A 25,169-nucleotide genomic window follows, 5' to 3' on the forward strand; every position below is an offset into this window, starting at 1 on the left:
CGTTCGTTGTAGTATCGCAAGCACCTGGTTTTAACCGCATACGCGGCACCTCATGAGAATTCTCGGCATCGACCCCGGCTTGCGCGTGACCGGCTTTGGCGTAATCGATCAAACCGGACACACGCTCAGCTACGTCGCAAGCGGCGTGATCAAAACCGCCGACGCCGATCTGCCCTCGCGTCTCGGCACCATTTTCGAAGGCATTTCAACGCTGATCCGTCAGCATTCACCGGATCAGTCGGCGATTGAAAAGGTGTTCGTCAACGTCAATCCGCAATCCACCCTGTTGCTTGGTCAGGCGCGCGGCGCGGCGATCTGTGGACTGGTGGCGGGCGGCGTGCCGGTCGCCGAATATACGGCCTTGCAATTGAAGCAGGCTGTGGTCGGTTATGGCCGCGCGACCAAGGAGCAGATGCAGCAGATGGTGGTGCGGCTGCTCAACCTCTCCGGCGTGCCTGGCACCGATGCCGCTGACGCCCTCGGCATGGCGATTTGCCACGCGCATGGGGGCTCGACGCTGAGTACGCTCGGCGGCATTGCGCCGTCGCTAGCGAAGAAAGGCTTGCGTGTGCGGCGTGGGCGGTTGGTGGGCTAGGTGTTCAGTTCCGGCTGCCAGCGCCATGATCCGCAACATCGCTGAGCCTGCTTCGGGCCGCACGAATTGTGGAAACAGCGCGAATCGCGACTACGCATCATGCCGCGCACCCACTGCGCTACACTCGCCCTTTCTCTCAAGATTGAATCCGCCATGATCGGTCGCATTGCCGGCGTTCTGCTGGAAAAAAACCCGCCGCATCTACTCGTCGACTGCAACGGCGTCGGTTACGAAGTCGATGTGCCGATGAGCACGTTCTACAACCTGCCGTCGACAGGTGAACGCGTCGTGCTGCTCACGCAAATGATCGTGCGCGAAGACGCGCATTTGCTCTACGGCTTCGGCACCGCCGAAGAACGCTCGACGTTCCGCGAACTGCTGAAGATCACCGGCATCGGCGCGCGTATGGCGCTCGCCGTGCTCTCCGGCATGAGCGTGCATGAGCTGGCGCAGACCGTCACGATGCAGGACGCCGCGCGCCTGACTCGTGTGCCGGGCATCGGCAAGAAAACAGCGGAGCGGCTGCTCCTCGAACTGAAGGGGAAGATCGGCGCCGACCTGGGCGCGCTGGCGGGCGCGGCGTCGGCATCCGACCACGCCTCCGATATCCTGAACGCACTGATCGCATTGGGTTACTCCGAAAAAGAAGCGTTGGCGGCCGTCAAGAACGTGCCGGCCGGCACCGGCGTTTCCGAAGGCATCAAGCTCGCGTTGAAGGCGTTGTCCAAGGGTTAAAAGCCCATGCCGTGACGGTGGCGCCGCGTGCGACAAGTAAAGCTTCGCACACGGCGGTGCGGCGCACACCCTGGCCGTTCGGCCGAGTTTCGCAACGGGCGGGGCGCGGTACAATGACCGCATGATCGAAACCGACAAACTCGCCGCCGAGCGCATCATCGCGGCCACGCCCGTCTCGCCGAACGAAGAAGCGTTCGAGCGCGCGTTGCGCCCACGCCAGCTCGAAGAATATGTCGGGCAGGAAAAAATACGCGGTCAACTGGAAATCTTCATCGAGGCTGCCAGGCGCCGGTCGGAATCGCTCGACCACGTGCTGCTGTTCGGGCCGCCGGGTCTCGGCAAGACCACGCTCGCGCACATCATCGCGCGGGAAATGGGTGTCAATCTGCGGCAAACATCCGGCCCGGTTCTTGAACGCGCCGGCGACCTCGCTGCATTGCTCACCAACCTCGAAGCCAACGACGTGCTGTTCATCGACGAAATCCACCGGCTCTCGCCGGTCGTCGAAGAAATTCTGTATCCGGCGTTGGAGGATTATCAGATCGACATCATGATCGGCGAAGGACCGGCCGCGCGCAGCGTGAAGCTGGATCTGCAGCCGTTCACGCTGGTCGGCGCAACCACCCGCGCGGGTATGCTGACCAATCCGCTGCGTGACCGCTTCGGTATCGTCGCGCGGCTTGAGTTCTATAACGCCGAAGAGCTGGCGCGCATCGTCACGCGTTCGGCATCGTTGCTACATGCGCAGATCCACCCAGATGGCGCATTCGAAATCGCCAAGCGCGCACGCGGCACGCCGCGGATCGCGAACCGGCTGTTGCGCCGCGTGCGCGATTTCGCAGAGGTGAAAGCGGACGGCAACATCACCGCTCAAGTGGCGGACGCGGCACTCAAAATGCTCGACGTGGACGCGGTCGGCTTCGACCTGATGGACCGCAAACTGCTCGAGGCGATCCTGCACAAATTCGACGGTGGCCCGGTCGGCGTCGACAATCTGGCAGCGGCAATCGGCGAAGAGCGCGACACGATCGAAGACGTGCTCGAACCGTACCTGATCCAGCAAGGCTTCCTGCAGCGCACGCCGCGCGGCCGCGTCGCCACATTGCTCACGTACCGGCATTTCGGTCTCGCCGCGCCGGATGCTTCGAGCCCCATATCCGGCCTGTGGGATGCGGCCGCGACCTGAGCCGGATGCGCGAGTTGAAATAACTCGCGCCGTTTAACGCCCCGGTTCCGGCACCCTCTTCTTGAAGCTATCGTCATCGCTCGGCGCGTCGAGATGCGACACGTCCGCCCACGACACGATCGTCGCCTTGCTGGCGTCGTCGGCATAATCCACCACGTTGACGCTCGTATTCAGCAACGCGTAATCACGCGGCGCATCGAGTGACAAACCGCACGCAAAACGACGTACGCAATCGAGCACACCGCCATGCGCGACGACAGCGATCCGGCCGCCCGGATGCACTGCCACCAGAGGCTCGATCGCGTGCAGCACGCGGTGATAGAGCGCGCGCTGCGATTCACCTTCAGGCGGCGCGAAGCCAGGATCGCGGGTTTGCCAGTGCGCGTACTCATCAGGGAAACGGACGGCGATTTCGTCGCTGTCATGCCCCTGGAACGCACCATATGAACGCTCGCGCAAACCTTCACGCAGTTGCAGCGGCAGGCCGAGCGCGTCGGCGATCGGCTGCGCGGTTTGTTGGGCACGTTGCAGATCGCTCGAATAGATCGCGTCGAGCCGTGCGCCCTCTTTCACCTCACCCGCGATGCGGCGTGCAAGGCGTTGCGCCTGCGCGAGGCCGGTCGTCGCGAGCGGAATGTCGATGTGACCTTGAATGCGCTTGATGCGGTTCCAGTCGGTCTCGCCGTGGCGGATGAACAGAATCTGCGTAGTCATGGGATGAGCGTGGGCGCCAGTAGCCGGTTATGCCGAGCCGCTATTGTCGCAAAAAGCGGCTGGAGGAGTGGAAGCGTGCCGCCGCTTATGCCATGCGGCAGCAGTTGAATCTCAAGCGTTCGTCTGCAGCCAGAACGTGACCGGTCCGTCATTGACGAGCGACACCTGCATATCGGCGCCGAACTCGCCTGTCTCGACGATCGGGTGCTTGGCGCGCGCTGCCGAGACGAAGTAATCGAATAGCCGCTTGCCCTCGTCGGGCGGCGCGGCGGGCGTGAAGCTGGGACGCAGGCCGCTGTTGGTGTCGGCAGCCAGCGTGAACTGCGAAACGAGCAGCAAGCCGCCTGCGCGCCCTGCGCCGTCGAGGTTCTGCACGGAGAGATTCATCTTGCCGGCCGCATCGCTGAAGACGCGATAGCCGAGCACCTTGGCGAGCAGCCGGTCGGCTGCAGCCTCCGTGTCGCCACGTTCGGCGCATACGAGCGCGAGCAGGCCCGCCTCGATTGCGCCGGTCACGCGGTCGTCCACGCGCACTTCCGCGCGGCGAACGCGCTGGATCAGCGCGATCATCGGCTCGACTCCAGATGCAACAACGCTCGAGTCGCCATCGTGTTATCGCTGAGTCATCAAGCCGTCAGCGTGACGCGCGCAAAACGGCGCTTGCCGACCTGCACGACGTACTCGCCGGCTTCGACCTTCAGGCCCTTGTCGGACACGGTCGTGCCGTCGATCTTCACGCCACCCTGCTCGATGTTGCGCAGCGCCTCGCTGGTCGACGGCACGAGATTGGCCTGCTTGAGCAACTGGCCGATTGCGAGCGGTGCGCCCGCGAGCGTCACGGCCGGAATATCGTCCGGCACGCCGCCCTTCGCGCGATGATTGAAGTCCTCGAGCGCGCGTTCGGCATCGGCTTGCGAGTGGAAGCGCGCGACGATTTCCTGACCGAGCATCACCTTGAAATCGCGCGGATTGCGGCCCGCTTCGATCTCTTTCTTGAAGCCGGCGATCTCGTCCATCGGACGGAACGACAGCAGTTCGAAGTAACGCCACATCAGCACGTCGGAGATGCTCATCAGCTTGCCGAACATGTCCTTCGGTTTTTCGCTGATACCGATGTAGTTGTTCTTCGACTTCGACATCTTCTCGACGCCGTCCAGGCCTTCGAGCAAGGGCATCGTCAAGATGCACTGCTGTTCCTGACCGTACTGCTTCTGCAGTTCACGGCCCACCAGCAGATTGAACTTCTGGTCCGTGCCGCCGAGCTCGAGGTCGGCGTTCAGCGCGACCGAGTCGTAGCCTTGCATCAACGGGTACAGGAATTCGTGGATCGAGATCGGCACGCCGCCCTGGAAACGCTTGGTGAAATCTTCGCGCTCGAGAATCCGCGCCACCGTGTAGCGCGAGGCGAGCTTGATCATGCCGTCGGCGCCGAGCGGCATCGACCACTCGCTGTTGTAGCGGATTTCGGTTTTGTCGCGGTCGAGCACGAGTGCTGCCTGCTCGAAATACGTCTTCGCGTTCGATTCGATCTGCTCGCGCGTGAGCGGCGGGCGCGTGGCATTGCGGCCCGACGGATCGCCGATCAGCGAGGTGAAGTCGCCGATCAGGAAAATCACCGTATGACCGAGATCCTGCAACTGGCGCATCTTGTTCAGCACGACCGTGTGGCCGATGTGGATGTCCGGCGCGGTCGGATCGAGGCCGAGCTTGATACGCAGGGGCACACCGGTGGCCGCGCTCTTCGCGAGCTTCTGTGCGAATTCTTCTTCGATCAGCAGTTCGTCGACGCCGCGTTTGGTGACGGCGAGTGCGTGACGGACTTCGTCGGTGATCGGGAAGGCGGGGCTAGGCTTGGTGGACTCGGTGCTCATGCTGGAAACGTGAAGTCGCGAAAAAAGGAGATTGTCCCATAGATGCGCGCCGCCGCGCCCACTGACTCGGCTACAGGCGCGCCGTCGACGCATGATTTCGGCTTGCCGGGACGCGCCATTGGCACTGTGACGCTTTATATTCGACCGCGCTTGCGCCGATAATCTGCTAAAACAGATCGCAACGAATCATCGAGAGGAGCAACAACGTGGCGCAAGACCCCGCAGACGGCGTCTACTTAGGATTGATGTCCGGCACGAGCATGGACGGTGTGGACGGTGTTGCCGTCAGATTCGCGAAAGGAAAGCCGCCGGTGGTGCTGGCCGAGGCGTTTGTCGGCTTCGCGGCAGGCTTGCGCGACGCGCTGTTCGCGCTTCAACAGCCGGGGGACAACGAGATCGAACGCGAAGCGCTGGCCGCCAATGCGCTCGCCACGCGCTACACGGTGTGCTGCCACGAACTGCTGGGAGCCAGCCGTGTTCCGGCCTCGGAAGTCCGTGCAATCGGCGTGCACGGTCAGACGGTGCGGCATCGGCCGGAAAAGGGTTACACGCGGCAGATCAACAACCCCGCGCTGCTCGCGGAAATGATGCACATCGACGTGGTTGCCGATTTTCGCAGCCGCGACGTCGCGGCCGGCGGCCAGGGCGCGCCGCTCGTGCCGGCGTTTCACGCCACGGTGTTCGGCGCGAAAGACGAAACGCGGGTGGTCTGCAATCTCGGCGGCATCAGCAATATTACGATCCTGAACGCGACCGGCGGCGTGCGCGGTTTCGACTGCGGACCGGCGAACGCGCTGCTCGACGAATGGGCGCAGCGCCATCTCGGCAAGCCTTTCGACGAAAACGGCCATTTCGCGGCGGGCGGACAGGTCGATCGCACGTTGCTTTGTGCATTGCTCGACGAACCCTTTTTCACGCAACAACCACCGAAAAGCACCGGCCGAGACCTGTTCAACCCGCAATGGCTGGATGCCAAGCTCCAACCGTTCGCCGCCCTCGCTCCCGCCGACGTGCAAGCGACACTGGTCGCGCTAACCGCGGTAACGGTTGCCCGCGAAATCGAACGGCATGCGTCGGACGCCAAGGCGGTCTATGTGTGTGGCGGCGGCGCGCGCAATGCGGAGATTCTGAAGGCCCTGCGACAGGCGCTGGAAGACAGCGGTGTAAGCGGCGTGCCCGTGATGACAACCGACGCGCTCGGCGTCCCGCCGAGCCAGGTCGAGCCGCTGGCGTTCGCATGGCTGGCGATGCGTTGTGTGGCGCGCTTGCCGGGCAATTTGCCGGCGGTCACTGGCGCCGCTGCCGAGCGCGTGCTCGGGGCGATCTACCCGCGTTAAGCCAAGAGCCTGGCTTTCAGCGCAGGCAACAAAAAACGGGGCCGAAGCCCCGTTGCTTTTACATCCTGTCGCCTAACCGGCCAACCATCAAACCGAGAACGACGAGCCGCAACCACACGTGGTCGTCGCATTCGGGTTCTTGATGACGAACTGCGCGCCGTTGATGTCGTCCTTGTAGTCGATCTCAGCGCCGACCAGATACTGGTAGCTCATCGAATCGATCAGCAGCTGGACGCCGCTCTTGTTCATGACGGTGTCGTCTTCGTTGACGGCTTCGTCGAACGTAAAACCGTATTGAAAGCCCGAGCAGCCGCCGCCCTGCACGAAAACGCGCAGTTTGAGGTCCGCATTGCCTTCTTCTTCGATCAGTTGCTTGACCTTGTCAGCCGCTGCGTCGGTAAAAACGAAGGGGGCGGGCATCTCGGTCACGGGTGTATCGGTGACTGCGTTCATTCGAACTCTCCAAAAAGCTTCTAACCGCTATTGTAGGGCTGATCTCGATATCGTGCCGAAGCCCACAAAATCAATGGGTTCTTCCAGCAAATTCAAAGGTCGGCCCTGATGCCGCCACCAGCCTGCCTGAGCAGACCGCGTCGGCACCTCCGGCAACAAAACCCTTACCGCGAAGCCTGGCCGCGAGCAAATAAAAAAGCCGCCTTCGCGAAAGCGTTGGCGGCTTTTGCAGCATTCCAGCCCGAAAGCCGGATTGCACACGAAGCGATTAACGCTTCGAGAATTGCTTCCGGCGACGTGCCTTGTGGAAGCCGACCTTCTTACGTTCGACTTCACGAGCGTCACGCGTAACGAAGCCAGCCTTCGACAATTCCGGCTTCAGCGTTGCGTCATAGTCCATCAGCGCGCGGGTGATGCCGTGGCGAACCGCACCAGCTTGACCCGTTTCACCGCCACCGTTCACGTTGACTTTGATGTCGAACGTGACGCCGTGGTTCGTGAGTTCCAGCGGCTGACGCACGATCATCAGCGACGTTTCGCGCGAGAAGTAATCGGCGATAGGCTTGCCGTTTACAATGATCTCGCCCTTGCCAGCCTTGATGAAGACGCGTGCGACGGCGCTCTTGCGGCGGCCCGTGCCGTAATTCCAGTTACCGATCATGTGGGCTCCCCTTAGATCTCGAGCGCTTTCGGCTGTTGTGCCGAATGCGGATGCGTTGCTTCAGCGTAGACCTTCAGCTTCTTGATCATCGCGTAGCCGAGCGGGCCCTTCGGCAGCATGCCCTTGACCGCTTTCTCGAGCGCACGGCCCGGGAAGCGTTCTTGCATCTTGCCGAACGTCGTTTCATAAATACCGCCCGGGTAACCCGAGTGACGGTAGTACTTCTTGTCAGTAGCCTTGTTGCCCGTGACACGCAGCTTGCCGGCGTTGATAACGATGATGAAATCACCGGTGTCGACGTGCGGAGTGAATTCAGGCTTGTGCTTGCCGCGAAGACGGTGTGCCACTTCGCTGGCGACACGCCCGAGAACCTTATCCGTCGCGTCAATCACGTACCATTCACGCGTAACCTCATGGGCTTTTGCGGAAAACGTCTTCATGATCGATCCAAAAAAATTGCTGCGCCCAATGTATTTTTTCCTGCTTGTAGTGTGCGCATCGAGGCGCGTGCAGGCTCTCCCTGGTTCTTCCTCCGCGGGCGCGGATGCGGAAAAGCTCTGAATTATAAAGGAATTTGTCACGCGGAGTCAAAGCTTGCGGGGGTTTGGGCGAGAAATCGGGCGATCCGGCGCCCGGAAATGGCCATTTGCCCTTCCCGTTCGCCCCGAATCCGGCGTTCGCGAGATCGAAGCCGTGGGCGAAAAAAAACCCGAACGAGCGGTTCGGGTTTAATCCACCAAAGGAGGAGGTGGAGGAGACAGCGGAGGTTGCAGAACTGCTGCAACCGATGGGATCGATTATATGAGGCGCCCTTGTGCGACGCAAGAACATTTGCATTGTGAAATGCGATTTTACAATGCGGCAGACGGGTTCGCTGGCCAAAAAATTCTGAATTCCTTTTAAAATCAATGGCAAAAACCCTTTTAAGAGCTTGCATACACAGACATCATCTAGAGTAAAACCCCTAAACCCGTCAGGGCATTCCCGAATCGCCGAAACATGCCGCACCGCAACACGCAAGCGGTCATCGGGCATAAGTTCCAGCGAAAGTCCCTTCGGGCGGACGCGCAAACACCGGGCTACAATGCGTTTTCGATATAAGCGAAGCGCGGTGGAGCACAGCATGGAATGCAAAGTTAGCTGGATGGGGCAAGACGGAATGGCATTTGCGGCCGAGACGGGCAGCGGTCATCTGGTCACGATGGATGGCGCGCCGGAAGGCGGCGGCCGGAATCTCGCGCCGCGTCCGATGGAAATGGTTCTGCTCGGCACGGGCGGCTGCACGGCTTACGACGTCGTCATGATCCTGAAGAAAAGCCGCCAGGAAATCGCCGGTTGCTCGGTGACGCTGAAGGCCGAACGCGCCAGCGAAGATCCGAAGGTGTTCACCAAGATTCACTTCCACTTCACCGTGACGGGCAAAAATCTGAACCCGGCTACGGTGGAGCGCGCGATCAATCTGTCGCACGACAAATACTGCTCGGCGTCGATCATGATCGCGAAGACTGCTGAACTCACGCACTCGTTCGATATCGTCGCGGGTTGAGCACGGCGCGTCGGCTTCTGCGCGGATAGCCGCGCATTTATCCTAGCCAGTGCGCACAAATAAAAATGCCGGCGTCCACACGGACGCCGGCATTTTTTGTTGGGTGGCAAAGCAAGCCGATAAGCCGGATTCTGTGCACGCGCCACGTCCGAAAACGCGACGCGCGTAGCAGTCATTCCTCTAGGCGCGCCATTACTGACGCGCTCAAGCTTCCTACCCGCAGACGTGACGGGGGCCCCGTCCTGCATCTCGAAGATGCTAGCCTGCCTACTTGGAATTGCTCCGGGTGGAGGTTACCGTGCCGGTCTGCCTTGCAGCAGCCGCGGTGCGCTCTTACCGCACCGTTTCACCCTTACCTGATCCCGGCTTGCGCCGGGCCATCGGCGGTTTGCTTTCTGTTGCCCTGTTCCGCGTGTCACCACGGATGGCCGTTAGCCATCACCCTGCCCTATGGAGTCCGGACTTTCCTCGCCCTCTTTGGCCGAAACCGCAGAGGCCGCGACTGCCTGGCCTGCTTTGCTGGGGCGCATTTTAACACTGCGGCGAATAGGGTGCGGCTTTAGCGCGAACGTCGTCCTGTACGAAAGACCGACGTGTCTTCGTAAAACTCGGGCGATTCATTCTCGGCGCACCAGCCCGGAATCCCCAGCACCGGCAGCGGCGCAAACATGCGGCTCGTCAATGCCTCGGTGTTCAGGAGTGCCGTGCTGACAGACTCGTCGAGCCAAGCGTCGCGCGCTGCGGCGTCCCATCCGAAGTACTCGGACGGCACGTCGACGATCCACGCGTGGCCCGTGCAGGCCTTGAACGGCGCGATCAGCTTTTCCAGCAACGCGTGACCGAAGCAGCGCACTTCGCAGCGTGCGCCCCAGGCATCACGGTGAGCAACCATGAGCGTCTGCCAGTCGAACCCGCGCAATGCCGCGCTCAACGCGGGGTCGGCGCAGGCGAACAGCAGCGCGTTTTCGTCGAATAAGGTCAGCGTGTCGCGAACGCCGCCGCGGGTCGGACCGACGCCTAACACGTCGATCGCCGCCGACTGCCGCGCGTTCAGCGCCGCCTTGATCCGCGGAAACGCAAACCACATCGACCCGTTGAAGAAGTCATGCAGGTTGTGACGCGTCGGCACGCAGCCCGTCGACGCGATGTGCGCCTCGTAAGCCGCGCCCGGCGGCAGATCGTCCTGCGCAATGAACGCGAGACGCTGACCGCGCCCTGTCACCTGCCGCATCTCGCCGGCATCGGCATTCATTTCCTCGAGCAAGGCCGCGTAGCTCGTCAGCGCGCCCTGCTGCCAGCGCTCGCCGCGCGCCGCGAACTGCGCGAACCACGGTTTCGACCAGTCGATATCGGCGAAACCGAAGCCTACGCGCGCCGCTTCTTGCACCTGCATCTAATGCAACCTCAGACGAGGCGCCAGCCAATCGACTCACCGCCACGCAGCGGCACAACAGGCGTATCGCCGACCGGCAACTCGGCCGGCAGCGTCCATTCTTCGCGACGCAACGTGACTTTCTCTTCGCTGCGCGGCAGACCGTAGAAATCCGCGCCGAAGAAGCTGGCGAAGCCTTCGAGCTTGTCCAGTGCGCCGGCTTTGTCGAATGCTTCCGTATAGAGTTCGAGCGCATGCAACGCCGTGTAGCAACCCGCACAGCCGCACGCGTGCTCCTTCAAACCCTTCGGATGCGGCGCGCTATCCGTGCCGAGGAAGAAGCGCGGATTGCCCGAGGTCGCCGCCTCGACCAGCGCCACGCGATGCGTCTCGCGCTTCAACACCGGCAGGCAGTAGTAGTGCGGGCGAATGCCGCCCTGGAAGATCGCGTTGCGGTTGTACAGCAGATGGTGCGCGGTGATCGTCGCGCCCAGCAGCCCCGGCGCCACGCCGGCTTCGCGGATGTAATCGACTGCATCTTTCGTGGTGATGTGCTCGAACACCACCTTCAGCGCCGGAAAGGCGCGGCGCAGCGGCGTCATCACGCGGTCGATAAACACTTTCTCGCGGTCGAACAGGTCGATCGACGCATCCGTCACTTCGCCGTGCACCAGTAGCGGCATGCCGGTTTCCTGCATCACCTCGAGCGTTTTGGCGCACTTCATGATGTCGGTAACGCCTGCGTCCGAGTTGGTCGTGGCACCCGCCGGGTACAGCTTTACGCCGTGCACAAAGCCGCTTTCGCGCGCGCGGCGGATTTCGTCGGGCGGCGTGTTGTCGGTCAGGTACAGAGTCATCAGCGGTTCGAACTTCGCCCCAGCCGGGATCGCGGCGACAATGCGCTCGCGGTACGCCTGCGCCATTGCGGTCGTGGTGACTGGCGGCTTCAGGTTGGGCATGATGATCGCGCGGCCGAACTGGCGCGCGGTATCCGGCAACACGGCAGCGAGCATCTCACCGTCGCGAACGTGCAGGTGCCAGTCGTCCGGGCGGGCGAGCGTAACTGAGTCGATGGAGTCGATGGTGTCGATCGAATCGGGGGAGGCGTTGGAAGCGGTCATGGCGAGAGGGGAACGAGATTCGGCGGCAAAAAAAGCAAATCGGCATGCTCGAAGCGGTACAAATCACAGCAATTCGCAGCGCTAGAGCCTAAACACACGTCAATTTTGCTATTTGGCGCTTCTGGCTCGGTGATATGCTTGGAAAATCATCATTGTAACGGCTTGCCCCGTTCACAGGCTTACCCGCAACATGTGCCAACTTCTCGGAATGAACTGCGCCGCGCCGACGGACGTCACGTTCTCGTTCACCGGCTTTGCGGCGCGCGGCGGCGTCACCGATCACCACGCGGACGGCTGGGGCATCGCCTTCTTCGAAGACAAAGCCTGCCGCCTGTTCATCGACCATCAATCGTCGGCTACCTCGCCGATCGCAGAGATGGTCAAGCGCTACCCGATCAAATCGAAGAACACGATCGCGCATATTCGCAAAGCGACGCAAGGGCACATCCTGCTGGAAAACTGCCATCCGTTCATGCGCGAACTGTGGGGGCGCCACTGGATCTTCGCGCATAACGGCGACCTGAAAGATTATTCGCCGGCGCTCAACGGCGTCTATCAACCCGTCGGCACAACCGATAGCGAGCTCGCCTTCTGCGCGTTGCTGCAAGGTTTGCGCAAGGCTTTTCCGGGCTGCCAACCGCCGCTGGAAGAACTGTTCGCGGCGCTCGAAACGCTCACGCGCGAGATCACGCAATTTGGCGTGTTCAATTTCCTGATGTCGAACGGCCAGGCGCTGTTCGCGCATTGCTCGACGCATCTGCACTACATCGTGCGGCGCTGGCCGTTCTCGACTGCGCATCTGGTCGATGCCGACGTGTCGATCGATTTCGCCAAATACACGACTCCGGAAGACCGCGTCGCCGTGATCGCGACCAAGCCGCTCACCGATAACGAAGTGTGGACCGCCTTCAAACCGGGCGATCTACTGATGTTCCAGCACGGTGAAGTGATCGGCCGGGTCAATGTGCCGGTGCCCGCTTCGGTGCTGGAGAAGCTGCACAATCCGGCGTTGGACGCATCGGCTTCGGCGACTACGATTGCGGCTTCGGTTGAGGCGGTTGCCACGGCTGAGGTCGACCTTGAAGCCGCGGACGACACGGCTGCTTTCGAATCCTGATACGAAAAAGCCGCCCGGTTCGCGCCGGGCGGCTTTTTTTCTGCCCGGGCCACGCCAACCAACCAGCGCGGCCCAAGAACACGTTCAGTGCAGGATCTTCGCCAGAAAATCCTTCGCACGATCCGACTTCGGATTCGCGAAGAAGTCTTCCTTCTTGTCGTCTTCCACGATCAAGCCCTTGTCCATAAAGATCACGCGGTGCGCGACCTTCTTGGCAAAGCCCATTTCGTGCGTGACGCACATCATCGTCATGCCTTCTTGCGCGAGCTCGACCATCACGTCGAGCACTTCATTGATCATTTCCGGATCGAGTGCCGAAGTCGGCTCGTCGAACAGCATCGCGATCGGGTCCATCGACAACGCGCGCGCAATCGCCACGCGCTGCTGCTGACCGCCCGACAATTGCCCCGGAAACTTATCCGCATGCGCACGCAGGCCGACTCGATCGAGCAGCTTGTAGCCCTTGGTCGTGGCTTCGTCCTTCGAGCGGCCGAGCACCTTGACCTGTGCGAGCGTCAGGTTCTGCACGATCGACAGATGCGGGAACAGCTCGAAGTGCTGGAACACCATGCCGACCTTCGCACGCAGCTTCGACAGATTGGTTTTCTTGTCGGTCAGCGATTGGCCGTTGATGACGATCTCGCCCTTCTGGAACGGCTCGAGGCCGTTGACGGTTTTGATCAGCGTGGACTTGCCCGAGCCCGACGGCCCGCACACCACCACCACTTCACCTTTTTTGACTTCCGTCGTGCAGTCGGTCAGCACTTGAAACTGGCCGTACCACTTCGAAACATTCTTGATAGAGATCATCTTGCGACCTTTTTCTGAAGACCTTTGACGAGGCTCGACGCGATCACGCAGATCACGAAATAACACGCGCCCGCGAACAGTACCATTTCGACATTCGTGCCGTCACGGTCGCCAATATTCGTGGCGGTGCGGAAGAAGTCGGCGAGGCTGATCACGTAGACGAGCGACGTATCCTGAAACAGCACGATACCTTGGGTGAGCAGCAGCGGCACCATCGCGCGGAACGCCTGCGGCAGCACGATGAGGCGCATCGCCTGCGGGTAGCTCATGCCGAGCGCAAACGCGGCATTGACCTGCCCACGCGGCACCGCCTGAATGCCGGCGCGGATGATCTCCGAATAGTACGCCGCCTCGAACAGTGAGAAAGCGACCATCGCCGAAGCCAGCCGGATGTCGATATCCGGCGACAAACCCAGCACGTTCTGCAGCACCTGCGGCACGATCAGGAAGAACCACAGCAGCACCATCACCAGCGGGATCGAACGGAACACCGTCACGTAGGCCTTGGCGAACCATTCGAACGGCTTGATCGGCGAAAGCCGCATGATCGCGAGAAGAGTGCCCCAGACAATGCCGATCACAATCGCAATCAGCGTGATCTTGATGGTGACGATAGCGCCGATCCACAGCGTAGGCAGTGCGCCCGGAATACCGCTCCAGTCGAAATGATGCATCACTTACCTCCGATATAGCCGGGCAACCGGGTCTTGGCTTCGACCCAGCGCATCAGTTGCATCACGACCAGATTGATCAGCACATAGGCTAGCGTGACCGCGATGAACGACTCATACGTCTGCGACGTGTAGTCGACCAGTTGGCGCGCCTGGGCTGACAGATCCAGCAGACCGATGGTCGACGCAACCGCCGAGTTCTTGAAGATGTTCAGAAACTCGGACGTGAGCGGCGGCACGATGATCCGGTACGCAACCGGCAACAGCACGTAGCGATACGTCTGCCATTGCGTAAAACCCATTGCCAGACCCGCGGCACGCTGGCCGCGCGGCAATGCGTTGATACCCGAGCGCACCTGCTCGCACACGCGCGCGGCGGTAAAGAGCCCGAGGCACAAAATAGACGATGAGAAGAACTGCGCGCTCGGCGGCAGTTGCTTGTACCAGTTCCCCATCGACACGGGCAGCAACTCCGGTATCACCAGATACCAGATAAAGAACTGCACGATCAGCGGGATGTTGCGGAAGATCGCGACATAGAGCGTGCCGATACCCGATGCCCATTTGTTCGGCACCGTGCGCAGCACACCGAACAACGAACCGACAATCAGCGCGATCACCCATGCCGACAGCGACACGGTGATCGTCACCCAGAAACCGGACAGCAGCCAGCCCAGATAGGTGGTCGGCTCGCCGGTGGAGACCGGACTCAGCAGAATGCCCCAGTTCCAGTGATATGACATGACCAAGACTCCAGCAAAAAGAAACGGAAGAAGCGCGTGGCCCCTTCCGTTTCGTTCAGCGTTTCAAAAAAACAGCTAAGGTTTAATCGATTGCCTTGTCATTCGGGCTCTTGTAGAGCGCCTTGATGTCGTCGCTTTCCGGGAAGGCCAGGTTCAGGCCCTTCGGCGGAATCGGCGATTCGAACCACTTCTTGTAGATCTGGTCGGCTTCGCCCGAGGTTTCGACCTTCGCGATCGCGTCGTCGACGACCTTCTTGAATTCCGGATCGTTCTTGCGAATCATGCAGCCGTACGCTTCATGCGATTGCGGCGTGCCGACAATCACGAAATCGCCTGGGTTGTTCGACTTGGCGCGTTCGCCTGCCAGCAGCGCGTCGTCCATCATGAACGCGGCAGCACGGCCGGTGGAGAGCGTCAGGAACGACTCGCCGTGGTCTTTCGCGCTGATGATGTTCATGCCCATGCTCTTGTCCTGATTCATCTTGCGAAGCAGGCGCTCAGAGGTGGTGCCGGCGGTCGTGACGACCGTCTTGCCCTTCAGGTCAGCGAAGTCCTTGATGCCGGAGTCTTTCTTGGTCATCAGGCGCGTGCCGATCACGAAGATCGTGTTCGAGAACGCAGCCTGTTGCTGGCGCTCGGTGTTATTCGTGGTGGAGCCGCATTCCATGTCGACGGTGCCGTTTTGCACCAACGGAATACGGTTTTGCGACGTAACGGGCGTGAGCTTGACCTTCAGGTTTGGCATATTCAGCTTTGCCTTGACCGCATCCACCACCTTCAGCGCGAATTCCTGCGAGTAGCCGATGACATTCTGCTTGTCGTCGTAATACGAAAACGGGATCGACGATTCGCGGTGACCCAGCGAAATGACGCCCGTGTCCTTGATCTTTTTCAGCGTACCAGCGTCTTGCGCATGCGCGCCAACCGTAAACAGTCCGAGAGTCGCGAGCAGCAGCGCAGCTTTTTTAACCTTCATTTGTGATCTCCTTGGCAAGAACCGGCGCCAGTTTAGCAAAGTAATTATTCTGAAAGTATGGCTATAAACCATGTTTGTTGCGCACGCGCGCCGCGGCGGGATTACAGCAGCTTAACCCGTCAATTCAAACGCGGCGGACACGCAAAGGCGGGCGGCATCGATAGGATGCCGCCCGCCGGGTGAAACACGCGGTCTTGTGGACCACGTCAAAGCAAGGATTCGCAGCGGCCCGCGAGGTGGCGGGCCGCCGTGTCATGCCAGCCGATCAGGGATACAGGCCGCGCAATTCGCGCGCTTCCAGTATCCGCTTACACGCGACGATAAACGCCGCGGTCCGCACGGAGACCTTCTGTTCGCTCGACACTTGCCACACTGCGGCAAATGCTTCACGCATTACGCGCTCGAGACGCTGGTTGATCTCGTCTTCCGTCCAGAAGAAGCTCGAGAAGTCCTGCACCCACTCGAAGTACGACACCGTCACGCCGCCGGCGTTGGCCACGACGTCCGGAATCACGAGAATGCCACGGTCGTGCAAAATGTCGTCCGCTGCCGTGGTGGTCGGGCCGTTGGCGCCTTCCACGACGATCTTCGTCTTGATCTTGCCGGCGTTCTTTTCGGTGATCTGGTTTTCCAGCGCGGCCGGAATCAGGATGTCCGATTCGACCGTCCAGAATTCTTCGTTCGTGACTGCATCGGCTTCCGGGAAACCGCCCACGCCGCCGTTCTTCGCCACGTAATCCGCCAGCGCAACAGCATCGATACCAGTCGACTTGTACAGCGAGCCGGTGTGATCCTGCACTGCGACCAGCTTCGAGCCCGCTTCCTGGAACAGACGTGCGGCGATACCGCCCACGTTACCGAAACCTTGAACGGCAATCCGCGCGCCTTCGATATCCACACCGATACGGCGTGCAGCTTCGGAAGCCACCACGAACACGCCACGGCCCGTCGCTTCACGGCGGCCCAGCGAACCACCCAGCGCGATCGGCTTGCCCGTCACGACGCCCGTAGCCGTTTGGCCCTGGTTCATCGAGTACGTGTCCATCATCCACGCCATGATCTGCTCGTTCGTGTTCACGTCCGGCGCGGGGATGTCGGTATTCGGTCCGATGATGATGCCGATTTCACTCGTGTAGCGGCGCGTCACGCGCTCCAGCTCGCCACGCGACAGCGTACGCGGATCGACACGGATACCACCCTTCGCACCGCCGTACGGCACGTTCACAGCAGCATTCTTCACCGACATCCACGCCGACAGCGCCATCACTTCCGACAACGTCACGTCCTGGTGATAACGCACGCCGCCCTTGCCCGGACCGCGCGACACGTTGTGCTGCACGCGATAGCCCTCGAAGTGCGCGACCGTGCCGTTATCGAGTTCGATAGGCACATCGACGATCAGAATGCGCTTCGGGCGCTTCAGGGTTTCGAGCCAGCGGGACAGCGAGCCGAGGTACGGCGCGACGCGGTCGACCTGACGCAGGTAGTTGCCCCACGGGCCGAGGTCGTCTTTATTCAGGTAGGAAGGAACAGACTGCAACGTTGACGCGGATTGTGCTGCTTGTTGCTGGGATGACATGAACGCTCCGGCGTTGATCGAGTGACAGCATTGTCGAAAAACGCCGTTTTGAAATCCAATGCCGTTTCATTATCCGATTATGTTTTTTTTGCATAACCGTTAAGAAGCTGCAAATTCGCGTCGTGGGGACGCAGGTTCTCAGGCAGCGCTTGCGCGTTGGGCGATCTCCTCGGACACCACATCCCACAGTTGCCGCACGAGTATCTGCCGCGCATCGTCGGTCTTCGCTACGAGCTTGTCGCGATAGAGCCGGATCTCCATGGTCAGCGTGAGTTGCCCCTCAGGCGTGCCACGGGTCGCGCGGTCGAGCCGGATCAGCTTGCCGTCGGCGACTGCGTCTTCTACGGCGCTGTGTGGCAGGAAGGCGATGCCGTGGCCGGCCAGCGCCATGGCCTTGAGCCCCTCGGCCATGTCGGTTTCGTACAAACGGTCGAGATACAGACGCTCCGGCGCGTTGGCGAGGATCACCTCGGTCATGCGGCCCAGATACGCGTTCGGCGTGTAGGACAGATAGGGCGTGGGCGCCTCGGGGCTGCCCGGCAACGTGTGACGCGCCCGGCCGGCGCGGCCCGGCGCGGAGAACGGGCTGATCGGCTCGTTGCCGAGCGTGAGCATGTCGTAGCGCGCCGGATCGAGCGCGATTGGATGGCTCGGATGGTGATAGGCCATCATCAGATCGCAGCCGCCCTCCACCAGCGCCAGAGCCGCATCGTGCACGTTCAACGCCCGCAGCCGGGTATGGATCGGTCCCATTTGCGCTTCGATGCGCTGCAGCCAGCGCGGGAAGTACGTGAGCGACAGCGTGTGCGGTACCGCGAACTCGATGGTGGCCTGCGGCGTCGCCGTGTGCCCGCGCAGCAAGGCACGCGCCTCGTGGAACTGCGACAGCATCGCGAGCGCCTGCTCGTAGAACACCTGACCTGCTGCCGTCAGCCGCGTCGGGTAAACCGAACGATCGATCAGTTCCGTGCCCAGCCACGCTTCCAGCGCCTGAATCCGCCGCGAAAACGCTGGCTGCGTGACGTGACGAGATTCGGCCGAGCGGCTGAAACTACGCGTTTCCGCCAGCGAAACGAAGTCTTCGAGCCATTTCAGTTCCATGCGGGGCCTGCTACCAGCGGGAGAGAGAAGTCAGCATTCTAGCGGCGCGGCTCGCGCAGGTTCCGCCTAGACCACATCCGGGTAACGGCAGACGGACGCCGCCATGGCGTGCCGGCCCGGTTCACAAGGCGATCGCCCCAACTTCGGCCAGCACGCCGCACAGTGGTAAAATTCGCGGTTCCCTCCGTTCCCGATCCGCCTTCTGAGCGCTCACGCCCCCATCATGTCCGACACCCGCCCCGACACCCTGTTCGCGCTGAACGCGCTCTCCCCGCTCGACGGCCGTTACGCCTCGAAGACCGAAGCCCTGCGCGACTGGCTTTCGGAAGCCGCTTTCATGCGCAATCGCGTGACGGTTGAAATTCACTGGCTGATCGCGCTCTCGCACGCCGGTTTCGCCGAAGTGCCGCGCTTTTCCGAAGCCGCCGAACAATTCCTGCTGCAACTGGCCGAGCGCTTCACCGCGCACGACGCCGCGCGCATCAAGGATATCGAACGTGTGACGAATCACGACGTGAAAGCGGTCGAGTACTGGCTGAAGGAATCGGTCAAGGGTCAGGAAGAACTGGAACGCGCGAGCGAGTTCATTCACTTCGCCTGCACCTCGGAAGATATCAACAACACGTCGCACGGCCTGATGCTCGCCGGCGCGCGTGAACACGTGATTCTGCCGGCACTCCGCTCGGTGCATCAGCGCCTCGTTGCGCTGGCCCACGCGCAAGCCGAACAGCCGATGCTGTCGCGCACGCACGGCCAGCCGGCCAGCCCGACCACGCTCGGCAAGGAAATCGCCAACGTCGCCGCACGTCTGGAACGCGCGATCGACCGTATCGCCAAGGTCGAGCTGCTGGGCAAGATGAACGGCGCGGTCGGCAACTTCAATGCGCACCTGTCCGCGTATCCGGAATTCGACTGGGAAGCGTTCTCGCGCGAAGTGGTCGAACAGCGCCTGAAACTCACGTTCAATCCGTACACGATTCAGATCGAACCGCACGACTACATGGCCGAACTGTTCGACGCCGTATCGCGCGCCAATACGATCCTGCTGGATCTGGACCGCGACGTGTGGGGCTACATCTCGGTCGGCTACTTCAAGCAGCGCACGAAGGCCGGCGAAATCGGTTCGTCGACGATGCCGCACAAGGTCAATCCGATCGACTTCGAGAACTCGGAAGGCAATCTGGGTCTCGCCAACGCCACCCTGCGCCACCTCGCCGACAAGCTGCCGATTTCGCGCTGGCAGCGCGACCTGACCGACTCGACGGTGCTGCGCAATATGGGCGTCGCGTTCGGCTACTCGCTGCTCGCGTACGACTCGCTGATCCGCGGTCTGGACAAACTCGAAGTGAATGCACAGCGTCTGAACGAAGACCTCGACAACTGCTGGGAAGTGCTGGCCGAGCCGGTACAAACGGTGATGCGTCGTTACGGCATCGAGAACCCGTATGAGCAGTTGAAGGAACTGACGCGCGGCAAGGGCATCACGCGTGAAGCGCTGCAAACGTTCGTGACCGGTCTCGCGATTCCGCAAGATGCGAAGGACCGTTTGCTCGCCATGACGCCGGGCTCGTATATCGGCAAGGCAGTCGAACTGGCGAAGCGGATCGCTTAAGGCCGAGTCATTACCTCGCAGCTTCGACCATAAAAAAGGCGCTCACAAACGTGAGCGCCTTTTTTTCATCCTGCGACGTCAGTAAGCCTAAAGCCTCAGCGCGAGGTCATCTGCTTCAACACCTCTTCGACGATCTCTTCCGGCGACAATTCGATGCTCACCGTAATCGCCTCATCCGGGCCCGGCTCTTCGAGCGTATCGAGCTGGCTTTGCAACAGCGACGGATCGAAGAAGTGACCGATGCGCGTGGTCAATCGCCCGCGCAGCACCTCGAACGAACCCTTCAGATAGACGAAGCACACGTCCTTATCACCGCTGCTACCGCCGCGCAGAACATCGCGGTACGAGCGTTTCAGCGACGAACACGTGAACACCGCCTTCTCGCCCGCCCTCTGCTTTTCCTCGATCGCCGCACGGATGGTTTGCAACCACGGCCAACGGTCTTCGTCCGTAAGCGGAATGCCGTGGTGCATTTTCTCCTTGTTGGCGGCGCTGTGAAACGCGTCGCCGTCGGTGAACGCGCAATGCAGGCGTTCCGCCAGCATTTCGCCAATCTTCGTCTTGCCGGCGCCCGACACGCCCATTGCGATCAAAATCATCAAAAACTCCTTACACGACCGTCGCGAGCGCGAAAGTCAAACCCAAGCCCATCAGCGAAATGATGGTTTCGAGGAGCGACCATGTCTTGAAGGTCTGCCCCACCGTCATACCGAAGTATTCCTTGATCAGCCAGAAACCGCCGTCGTTGACGTGCGAGAAAATCAGCGAACCCGAACCGGTGGCGAGCACCAGCAATTCCGGCGTGACCTGCACGCCGCTGGCCGCTGTGATCGGCGCGACGATGCCGCAAGCGGTCGTCATGGCGACCGTCGCCGAACCCGTGGCCAGACGAATCAGCGCGGCCACAAGCCAGCCGAACAGCAGCGGCGACAGATGCATGGCCGTCGCAACGGTGACGATTTCCTTCGAAATGCCGCTATCCATCAGCACGCGCCCAAAACCACCGCCCGCGCCAACGATCAGCGTGATACCCGCGATCGGTGCGAGACATTCGCCACAGAACTTCTGGATCTGTTCACGACTGAAGCCGCGGCTCGCACCGAAGGTCCAGAAGCTGACCAGCACGGCGATCAACAATGCTACGTCCGAATTGCCGACGAAGTGCAGCAGATCGTTCGGCAAGGTCTTCGGCGTGGTGACGAGGTCGGCCCAGCTGCCGATCAGCATCAGAATCACCGGCAAGAGGATCGTGAACAACGTGACACCAAAGCTCGGCAATTCGCGCTTCGGCGCCGCGCTCTTCGCGTTGTTTTGCGCGTCGTCACCGTGGCCGAGGAATTGCGCGGCGAGCGGATTGTTCTCCGGCAGCTTGATGTAGCGGCTGATCAGCAGCGCGAACAGCGGACCGGCGACGATCGCCGTCGGCACGCCTACGATCAGACCGTACGCAATCGTCTTGCCGATGTCGGCGTGATACGCCTGCACCGCGAGCATCGCGGCTGGGTGCGGCGGAATCAGACCGTGCACGACGGACAGACCCGCGACCATCGGCAAGCCGACCAGCAGCAACGACTTGTTGGTACGTTTGGCAACGTTGAACGCAATCGGAATCAGCAGCACGAAACCGACTTCGAAAAACACCGGCAAGCCGACGATGATCGCCACGACCATCATCGCCCAGTGAATGTTCTTCTCACCGAACCATTCGATCAGCGTGGTCGCGATGCGCTCCGCGCCGCCGGATTCGGCCATCATTTTGCCGAGCATGGTGCCGAGGCCGACCACGACCGCGATGTGGCCGAGCGTATTGCCGTTGCCGGTTTCGAACGATTTGACGATCGTGCCGATCGGCATGCCGGATGCGAGACCCAGCAGCAGCGAAACGATGATCAGGACGAGGAACGGGTAAACCTTGTAGCGGGTGATCAGCAGGATCAGAAGTGCGATGGCGATCACCGCGAAGACCAGCAGCATGCTGCCGTGGACAGCTTCCATGAAGCTCCTCCTTTGCGTTATTGATTGTTGGTGCGGAACACGGCTGGCACCTGTCTCACGGCGACCTCAAGCAGTGCCTGAAAACCCGGCAAGCCGCGCGGACGCTGAATTTTACTGTTTGTTGTCTTTAAAAGCGCGTGAATCCGGCACGCATATCACAAAGGAGCCTCGGCGCGACAGCCTGACAGGCTGTTTCGACGAGGCTCCTTTGTGTAGGACCTGATTACCGGATTAGAAAACGCGCCGTTTCAACTCAATGTGCAGGCGCGGCCAGCTCGCTGGCCGCACGTGCGAGACGCGTGACTTCATCCCAATTCTGCGCGGCAAGTGCAGCCTTCGGGGTCAACCACGATCCGCCCACGCACACCACATTCGGTTGGGCGAGGAAATTGATGGCGCTTTCGGCCGTGATGCCGCCGGTCGGGCAGAATTTCAACGTCGGGAACGGGCCGTAAAACGCCTGCAGCATCGGGATACCGCCGGCTTGCTGTGCAGGGAAGAACTTGACGATTTCATAGCCGAGTTCGAGCGCCGCAATAATGTCGCTCGGCGTCATGACACCCGGCAGCAGCGGCAAACCCGCATCTTGCGCCGCCTTGTGCATGTCTTTCGTCAGACCTGGCGACACGCCGAATTGCGCGCCCGCTTTCTTCGCCTGAAAACAATGCTCGGGCTTCGTGATCGTACCGACTCCAACCACGATGTCTTCGGACAGCTGGCTCGCGCGTTCGATCGCTCCGAGTCCCGCAGCCGTGCGCAGCGTGATTTCGAGCACCTTCACGCCGCCCGCATGCAGCGCGCGCGACACGTTTTCGCCCTGTTCGACTGAGTCGAACGCGAGCACCGGAATCACCGGGCCGAGGCGCACGATATCGCTTACTGTTTTCGCCGTCATAGTCAGACTCCTTGTTTCTGCAGCTCGTGGCTGGCTTGAGTGGTGCTTGTGTGTGCTTTCTTGTGTTCGCCGTGCTGCGCGCCGCGTTCGCCCACCATCGGACCGAACACCGAGGCGCCCTGCTCTGCCGGCGCTGCCGCCGCACGGAATACGCCGAACAGTTCGCGACCGAAGCCGACTTCGTTTTCCGCCTGATGCTGCGGCAATGCTTCCGGCCGCGCCGCCCATTCGGCTGCATCGATTTCGATGTCGAGCACGCCTGCGTCTGCATCGATCACCAGCATGTCGCCGGTGCGGACTTTGCCGATCGGGCCTTGCAGCAAGGCTTCCGGCGACAGGTGAATCACCGCCGGCACTTTGCCCGACGCGCCGGACATGCGGCCGTCGGTGACCAGTGCAACGTGGAAACCTTGATCCTGCAACACACCGAGCAACGGCGTCAAACGATGCAACTCGGGCATGCCATTTGCGCGTGCGCCCTGGAAACGCACCACGGCGATGAAATCACGCTTGAGCTCGCCGTTGTCGAACGCGGCCTGCACGGCTTCCTGCGAATCGAACACGATCGCCGGCGCCTTCACCTTGCGATGCTGCGCTGCGACTGCCGAAATCTTGATCACGCCGCGGCCGAGTTTGCCCTGCATCAGACGCAAGCCGCCGTCCGGCTGGAACGGTTCCTTGATGCCGCGCAGCACCGCCGTGTCTTCGCTCTTTTCCGTGCCCGGCACCCATTGCAGCTTGCCGTCGAGCAGCTTCGGTTCTTCGGTGTAGTGATGGAGACCCTTGCCGGCGACGGTGTTCACGTCTTCATGGAGCAAGCCGCCTTCCAGCAGATTGCGGACCAGGAACGCGACACCGCCCGCAGCGTGGAAGTGGTTCACGTCGGCCTTACCGTTCGGGTAAATCTTGGCGAGCAGCGGCACGGCTTGCGACAGCGTGTCGAAGTCGTCCCAGTCGATCACGATGCCGGCCGCGCGCGCGATCGCGACGAGGTGCAGCGTGTGATTGGTCGAACCGCCTGTCGCCAGCAACGCGACGATGCCGTTGACGATGGCTTTCTCGTCGACCACGTGGCCGATCGGCATGTAGTTGCCGCGATCCACCGTCAAGTCGAGCACGCGGCGCGCGGCCTGTGCGGTCAATGCGTCGCGCAGCGGCGTATGCGGGTGCACAAACGCCGAACTCGGCAGATGCAGGCCCATCACTTCCATCAGCATCTGGTTGCTGTTTGCGGTGCCGTAGAACGTGCAGGTGCCGTGGCTGTGGTACGCGGCGGCTTCTGCTTCGAGCAGCGCGTCGCGGCCGCATTGGCCGGTGGCGAATAGCTGGCGTGTCTTGGCTTTGTCGTCGTTCGACAGGCCGCTGCCCATCGGGCCGGCCGGCACGAAAATCGTCGGCAGATGGCCGAATTGCAGTGCGCCGATCAGCAGGCCCGGCACGATCTTGTCGCAAATGCCGAGGCACAGCGCTGCGTCGAACATGTTGTGCGTGAGAGCAACCGCCGTGCTCATCGCGATCACTTCGCGCGAGAACAGCGACAGTTCCATGCCCGCATTGCCTTGCGTGACACCGTCGCACATGGCCGGCACGCCGCCCGCGAATTGCGCGACGCCGCCGTTTTCACGCGCGGCTTCCTTGATGATGTCCGGGTAGTTTTTGTACGGCGCGTGCGCGGACAGCATCTCGTTGTACGAGGACACGATGCCGATGTTCGGCTGGCGAATCTGCTTGATGACGAGCTTGTCGTGGCCTTCAAGACCAGCAAAGCCGTGAGCCAGATTGGCGCACGAGAGCGCGCCGCGCGCCGGGAATTTGCCCTGAGCGTGCTCGATACGGGCCAGATACGCCTCGCGAGTGGGCTTGCTGCGCTCGACCACGCGTTGCGTGACCTTCAACAATTGCGAATGCGGGGAAACCATCGGAGCTCCTTCTTCGCTGGCGTGAGGCGTAGGCGCACTATGCCAGGCAGGTATCGCGGGGATGTCGAAACAGTCGACGTCGCAATGTTAGTAGAAAAACTACACGATCGCAATCACGACTACTGTTGCGCCGCGACATTTTTGAATAGCCTGAACGCCT

General features: G+C 61.4%; 26 protein-coding genes and 1 other RNA gene. 7 read left to right on the forward strand and 20 right to left on the reverse strand.

The annotated features are described in order from the left end of the window. Positions 1-52 precede the first annotated feature (52 nt). The 3 genes from ruvC to ruvB all read left to right on the forward strand — a co-directional run bounded on the left by ruvC (position 53) and on the right by ruvB (position 2,516). Positions 53-595, forward strand: a complete 543-nt coding sequence (gene ruvC / locus M0D64_RS17435; protein ID WP_097390381.1) for a crossover junction endodeoxyribonuclease RuvC — start codon at positions 53-55, stop codon at positions 593-595. 153 nt (positions 596-748) lie between these two features. Continuing rightward, complete coding sequence (ruvA, locus tag M0D64_RS17440; RefSeq protein WP_093635484.1) at positions 749-1,330, forward strand: Holliday junction branch migration protein RuvA; 582 nt, start codon at positions 749-751, stop codon at positions 1,328-1,330. A gap of 121 nt (positions 1,331-1,451) precedes the next feature. After that, entirely contained in the window at positions 1,452-2,516 is a 1,065-nt protein-coding gene (gene ruvB, locus M0D64_RS17445; protein WP_154558075.1) for a Holliday junction branch migration DNA helicase RuvB, read from the forward strand. A 33-nt stretch (positions 2,517-2,549) separates the two neighbouring features. Here ruvB and M0D64_RS17450 read toward each other — a convergent pair whose 3' ends face one another. The 3 genes from M0D64_RS17450 to tyrS form a co-directional block, all read right to left on the reverse strand. Continuing rightward, positions 2,550-3,230 (reverse strand): histidine phosphatase family protein, encoded by a 681-nt coding sequence (locus tag M0D64_RS17450; RefSeq protein ID WP_266258656.1) that lies wholly within the window; start codon positions 3,228-3,230, stop codon positions 2,550-2,552. A gap of 111 nt (positions 3,231-3,341) precedes the next feature. Beyond that, positions 3,342-3,800 carry a D-aminoacyl-tRNA deacylase gene (gene dtd / locus M0D64_RS17455; protein WP_063497315.1) on the reverse strand — a complete coding sequence of 153 codons (459 nt, stop codon included), beginning with the start codon at positions 3,798-3,800 and terminating at the stop codon, positions 3,342-3,344. Positions 3,801-3,856: 56 nt separating this feature from the next. After that, positions 3,857-5,101 carry a tyrosine--tRNA ligase gene (tyrS, locus tag M0D64_RS17460; RefSeq protein ID WP_266258657.1) on the reverse strand — a complete coding sequence of 415 codons (1,245 nt, stop codon included), beginning with the start codon at positions 5,099-5,101 and terminating at the stop codon, positions 3,857-3,859. Positions 5,102-5,307: 206 nt separating this feature from the next. On the opposite strand from tyrS, the gene M0D64_RS17465 reads away from it, so the two are divergent. Further along, positions 5,308-6,438, forward strand: a complete 1,131-nt coding sequence (locus tag M0D64_RS17465; RefSeq protein ID WP_266258658.1) for an anhydro-N-acetylmuramic acid kinase — start codon at positions 5,308-5,310, stop codon at positions 6,436-6,438. An 87-nt stretch (positions 6,439-6,525) separates the two neighbouring features. On the opposite strand, the gene erpA is transcribed toward M0D64_RS17465, so the two are convergent. The 4 genes from erpA to M0D64_RS17485 all read right to left on the reverse strand — a co-directional run bounded on the left by erpA (position 6,526) and on the right by M0D64_RS17485 (position 8,587). Continuing rightward, positions 6,526-6,891: an iron-sulfur cluster insertion protein ErpA gene (gene erpA, locus M0D64_RS17470; protein ID WP_007180424.1), complete on the reverse strand. Its 366-nt coding sequence runs from the start codon at positions 6,889-6,891 to the stop codon at positions 6,526-6,528. A gap of 268 nt (positions 6,892-7,159) precedes the next feature. Beyond that, a complete protein-coding gene (rpsI, locus tag M0D64_RS17475) occupies positions 7,160-7,552 on the reverse strand; it encodes a 30S ribosomal protein S9 (protein ID WP_007180423.1) in 393 nt (130 codons plus the stop codon). Between the two features lie 11 nt (positions 7,553-7,563). After that, on the reverse strand, positions 7,564-7,992 hold the full coding sequence (gene rplM, locus M0D64_RS17480; protein ID WP_007180422.1) for a 50S ribosomal protein L13: 429 nt from the start codon (positions 7,990-7,992) through the stop codon (positions 7,564-7,566). Further along, positions 7,964-8,587 (reverse strand): hypothetical protein, encoded by a 624-nt coding sequence (locus M0D64_RS17485; protein WP_266258659.1) that lies wholly within the window; start codon positions 8,585-8,587, stop codon positions 7,964-7,966. The genes rplM and M0D64_RS17485 overlap by 29 nt, the downstream gene beginning before the upstream one ends. A gap of 88 nt (positions 8,588-8,675) precedes the next feature. On the opposite strand from M0D64_RS17485, the gene M0D64_RS17490 reads away from it, so the two are divergent. Then, on the forward strand, positions 8,676-9,098 hold the full coding sequence (locus M0D64_RS17490; protein WP_063497318.1) for an OsmC family protein: 423 nt from the start codon (positions 8,676-8,678) through the stop codon (positions 9,096-9,098). Positions 9,099-9,202: 104 nt separating this feature from the next. Here the strand turns inward: M0D64_RS17490 and rnpB are convergent. The 3 genes from rnpB to pyrC all read right to left on the reverse strand — a co-directional run bounded on the left by rnpB (position 9,203) and on the right by pyrC (position 11,591). Further along, an RNA gene (gene rnpB, locus M0D64_RS17495) (RNase P RNA component class A) lies at positions 9,203-9,616 on the reverse strand. A gap of 41 nt (positions 9,617-9,657) precedes the next feature. Then, entirely contained in the window at positions 9,658-10,491 is an 834-nt protein-coding gene (locus M0D64_RS17500) for a DUF3025 domain-containing protein (RefSeq protein ID WP_266258660.1), read from the reverse strand. A gap of 11 nt (positions 10,492-10,502) precedes the next feature. Beyond that, complete coding sequence (pyrC, locus tag M0D64_RS17505) at positions 10,503-11,591, reverse strand: dihydroorotase (protein ID WP_266258661.1); 1,089 nt, start codon at positions 11,589-11,591, stop codon at positions 10,503-10,505. Between the two features lie 190 nt (positions 11,592-11,781). Between pyrC and M0D64_RS17510 the strand changes: the two genes are divergently transcribed. Then, a complete protein-coding gene (locus tag M0D64_RS17510) occupies positions 11,782-12,708 on the forward strand; it encodes a class II glutamine amidotransferase (RefSeq protein ID WP_266258662.1) in 927 nt (308 codons plus the stop codon). 84 nt (positions 12,709-12,792) lie between these two features. On the opposite strand, the gene M0D64_RS17515 is transcribed toward M0D64_RS17510, so the two are convergent. The 6 genes from M0D64_RS17515 to M0D64_RS17540 form a co-directional block, all read right to left on the reverse strand. Continuing rightward, positions 12,793-13,518 carry an amino acid ABC transporter ATP-binding protein gene (locus M0D64_RS17515; protein WP_054034498.1) on the reverse strand — a complete coding sequence of 242 codons (726 nt, stop codon included), beginning with the start codon at positions 13,516-13,518 and terminating at the stop codon, positions 12,793-12,795. Further along, a complete protein-coding gene (gene gltK / locus M0D64_RS17520; protein ID WP_154558082.1) occupies positions 13,515-14,192 on the reverse strand; it encodes a glutamate/aspartate ABC transporter permease GltK in 678 nt (225 codons plus the stop codon). The genes M0D64_RS17515 and gltK overlap by 4 nt, the downstream gene beginning before the upstream one ends. Continuing rightward, positions 14,192-14,932: an amino acid ABC transporter permease gene (locus M0D64_RS17525; RefSeq protein WP_154558083.1), complete on the reverse strand. Its 741-nt coding sequence runs from the start codon at positions 14,930-14,932 to the stop codon at positions 14,192-14,194. The genes gltK and M0D64_RS17525 overlap by 1 nt, the downstream gene beginning before the upstream one ends. An 82-nt stretch (positions 14,933-15,014) precedes the next feature. Next, positions 15,015-15,908 carry a glutamate/aspartate ABC transporter substrate-binding protein gene (locus M0D64_RS17530; protein WP_154558084.1) on the reverse strand — a complete coding sequence of 298 codons (894 nt, stop codon included), beginning with the start codon at positions 15,906-15,908 and terminating at the stop codon, positions 15,015-15,017. 265 nt (positions 15,909-16,173) lie between these two features. Continuing rightward, entirely contained in the window at positions 16,174-17,487 is a 1,314-nt protein-coding gene (locus M0D64_RS17535; protein WP_054034502.1) for a Glu/Leu/Phe/Val dehydrogenase, read from the reverse strand. Positions 17,488-17,625: 138 nt separating this feature from the next. Further along, positions 17,626-18,588 carry a LysR family transcriptional regulator gene (locus M0D64_RS17540; protein WP_266258664.1) on the reverse strand — a complete coding sequence of 321 codons (963 nt, stop codon included), beginning with the start codon at positions 18,586-18,588 and terminating at the stop codon, positions 17,626-17,628. Between the two features lie 223 nt (positions 18,589-18,811). Here M0D64_RS17540 and purB point away from each other — a divergent pair, with 223 nt between their 5' ends. Continuing rightward, positions 18,812-20,200 (forward strand): adenylosuccinate lyase, encoded by a 1,389-nt coding sequence (gene purB, locus M0D64_RS17545; RefSeq protein WP_054034504.1) that lies wholly within the window; start codon positions 18,812-18,814, stop codon positions 20,198-20,200. Between the two features lie 95 nt (positions 20,201-20,295). On the opposite strand, the gene M0D64_RS17550 is transcribed toward purB, so the two are convergent. The 4 genes from M0D64_RS17550 to edd all read right to left on the reverse strand — a co-directional run bounded on the left by M0D64_RS17550 (position 20,296) and on the right by edd (position 25,009). Further along, positions 20,296-20,799 carry a gluconokinase gene (locus M0D64_RS17550; protein WP_266258665.1) on the reverse strand — a complete coding sequence of 168 codons (504 nt, stop codon included), beginning with the start codon at positions 20,797-20,799 and terminating at the stop codon, positions 20,296-20,298. Between the two features lie 10 nt (positions 20,800-20,809). Continuing rightward, the gene (locus M0D64_RS17555) at positions 20,810-22,195 is read right to left on the reverse strand and encodes a GntP family permease (protein ID WP_266258666.1); all 1,386 of its coding nucleotides are present in this window, start codon (positions 22,193-22,195) and stop codon (positions 20,810-20,812) included. 253 nt (positions 22,196-22,448) lie between these two features. Next, the gene (eda, locus tag M0D64_RS17560) at positions 22,449-23,090 is read right to left on the reverse strand and encodes a bifunctional 4-hydroxy-2-oxoglutarate aldolase/2-dehydro-3-deoxy-phosphogluconate aldolase (protein ID WP_054034506.1); all 642 of its coding nucleotides are present in this window, start codon (positions 23,088-23,090) and stop codon (positions 22,449-22,451) included. A 2-nt stretch (positions 23,091-23,092) separates the two neighbouring features. After that, positions 23,093-25,009, reverse strand: coding sequence for a phosphogluconate dehydratase (gene edd, locus M0D64_RS17565; RefSeq protein WP_154558088.1), 1,917 nt, complete (start codon positions 25,007-25,009; stop codon positions 23,093-23,095). Between the last annotated feature and the right edge of the window lie 160 nt (positions 25,010-25,169).

Source organism: Paraburkholderia sp. WS6 (assembly GCF_030464835.1).
GTDB lineage: Bacteria > Pseudomonadota > Gammaproteobacteria > Burkholderiales > Burkholderiaceae > Paraburkholderia > Paraburkholderia madseniana.

Excerpts from the sequence above, each read along its gene's own strand:
- M0D64_RS17530 (WP_154558084.1), bottom strand. The coding sequence starts at position 15,908 with ATGAAGGTTAAAAAAGCTGCGCTGCTGCTCGCGACTCTCGGACTGTTT.
- M0D64_RS17540 (WP_266258664.1), bottom strand. The coding sequence starts at position 18,588 with ATGGAACTGAAATGGCTCGAAGACTTCGTTTCGCTGGCGGAAACGCGT.
- rplM (WP_007180422.1), bottom strand. The coding sequence starts at position 7,992 with ATGAAGACGTTTTCCGCAAAAGCCCATGAGGTTACGCGTGAATGGTAC.
- edd (WP_154558088.1), bottom strand. The coding sequence starts at position 25,009 with ATGGTTTCCCCGCATTCGCAATTGTTGAAGGTCACGCAACGCGTGGTC.
- dtd (WP_063497315.1), bottom strand. The coding sequence starts at position 3,800 with ATGATCGCGCTGATCCAGCGCGTTCGCCGCGCGGAAGTGCGCGTGGAC.
- M0D64_RS17490 (WP_063497318.1), top strand. The coding sequence starts at position 8,676 with ATGGAATGCAAAGTTAGCTGGATGGGGCAAGACGGAATGGCATTTGCG.
- M0D64_RS17515 (WP_054034498.1), bottom strand. The coding sequence starts at position 13,518 with ATGATCTCTATCAAGAATGTTTCGAAGTGGTACGGCCAGTTTCAAGTG.
- tyrS (WP_266258657.1), bottom strand. The coding sequence starts at position 5,101 with ATGAGCACCGAGTCCACCAAGCCTAGCCCCGCCTTCCCGATCACCGAC.
- pyrC (WP_266258661.1), bottom strand. The coding sequence starts at position 11,591 with ATGACCGCTTCCAACGCCTCCCCCGATTCGATCGACACCATCGACTCC.
- eda (WP_054034506.1), bottom strand. The coding sequence starts at position 23,090 with ATGACGGCGAAAACAGTAAGCGATATCGTGCGCCTCGGCCCGGTGATT.
- M0D64_RS17510 (WP_266258662.1), top strand. The coding sequence starts at position 11,782 with ATGTGCCAACTTCTCGGAATGAACTGCGCCGCGCCGACGGACGTCACG.
- purB (WP_054034504.1), top strand. The coding sequence starts at position 18,812 with ATGTCCGACACCCGCCCCGACACCCTGTTCGCGCTGAACGCGCTCTCC.
- gltK (WP_154558082.1), bottom strand. The coding sequence starts at position 14,192 with ATGCATCATTTCGACTGGAGCGGTATTCCGGGCGCACTGCCTACGCTG.
- ruvA (WP_093635484.1), top strand. The coding sequence starts at position 749 with ATGATCGGTCGCATTGCCGGCGTTCTGCTGGAAAAAAACCCGCCGCAT.
- M0D64_RS17535 (WP_054034502.1), bottom strand. The coding sequence starts at position 17,487 with ATGTCATCCCAGCAACAAGCAGCACAATCCGCGTCAACGTTGCAGTCT.
- M0D64_RS17550 (WP_266258665.1), bottom strand. The coding sequence starts at position 20,799 with ATGATTTTGATCGCAATGGGCGTGTCGGGCGCCGGCAAGACGAAGATT.
- rpsI (WP_007180423.1), bottom strand. The coding sequence starts at position 7,552 with ATGATCGGTAACTGGAATTACGGCACGGGCCGCCGCAAGAGCGCCGTC.
- M0D64_RS17525 (WP_154558083.1), bottom strand. The coding sequence starts at position 14,932 with ATGTCATATCACTGGAACTGGGGCATTCTGCTGAGTCCGGTCTCCACC.
- ruvB (WP_154558075.1), top strand. The coding sequence starts at position 1,452 with ATGATCGAAACCGACAAACTCGCCGCCGAGCGCATCATCGCGGCCACG.
- ruvC (WP_097390381.1), top strand. The coding sequence starts at position 53 with ATGAGAATTCTCGGCATCGACCCCGGCTTGCGCGTGACCGGCTTTGGC.
- M0D64_RS17555 (WP_266258666.1), bottom strand. The coding sequence starts at position 22,195 with ATGGAAGCTGTCCACGGCAGCATGCTGCTGGTCTTCGCGGTGATCGCC.
- erpA (WP_007180424.1), bottom strand. The coding sequence starts at position 6,891 with ATGAACGCAGTCACCGATACACCCGTGACCGAGATGCCCGCCCCCTTC.
- M0D64_RS17450 (WP_266258656.1), bottom strand. The coding sequence starts at position 3,230 with ATGACTACGCAGATTCTGTTCATCCGCCACGGCGAGACCGACTGGAAC.
- M0D64_RS17485 (WP_266258659.1), bottom strand. The coding sequence starts at position 8,587 with ATGCCCGATGACCGCTTGCGTGTTGCGGTGCGGCATGTTTCGGCGATT.
- M0D64_RS17500 (WP_266258660.1), bottom strand. The coding sequence starts at position 10,491 with ATGCAGGTGCAAGAAGCGGCGCGCGTAGGCTTCGGTTTCGCCGATATC.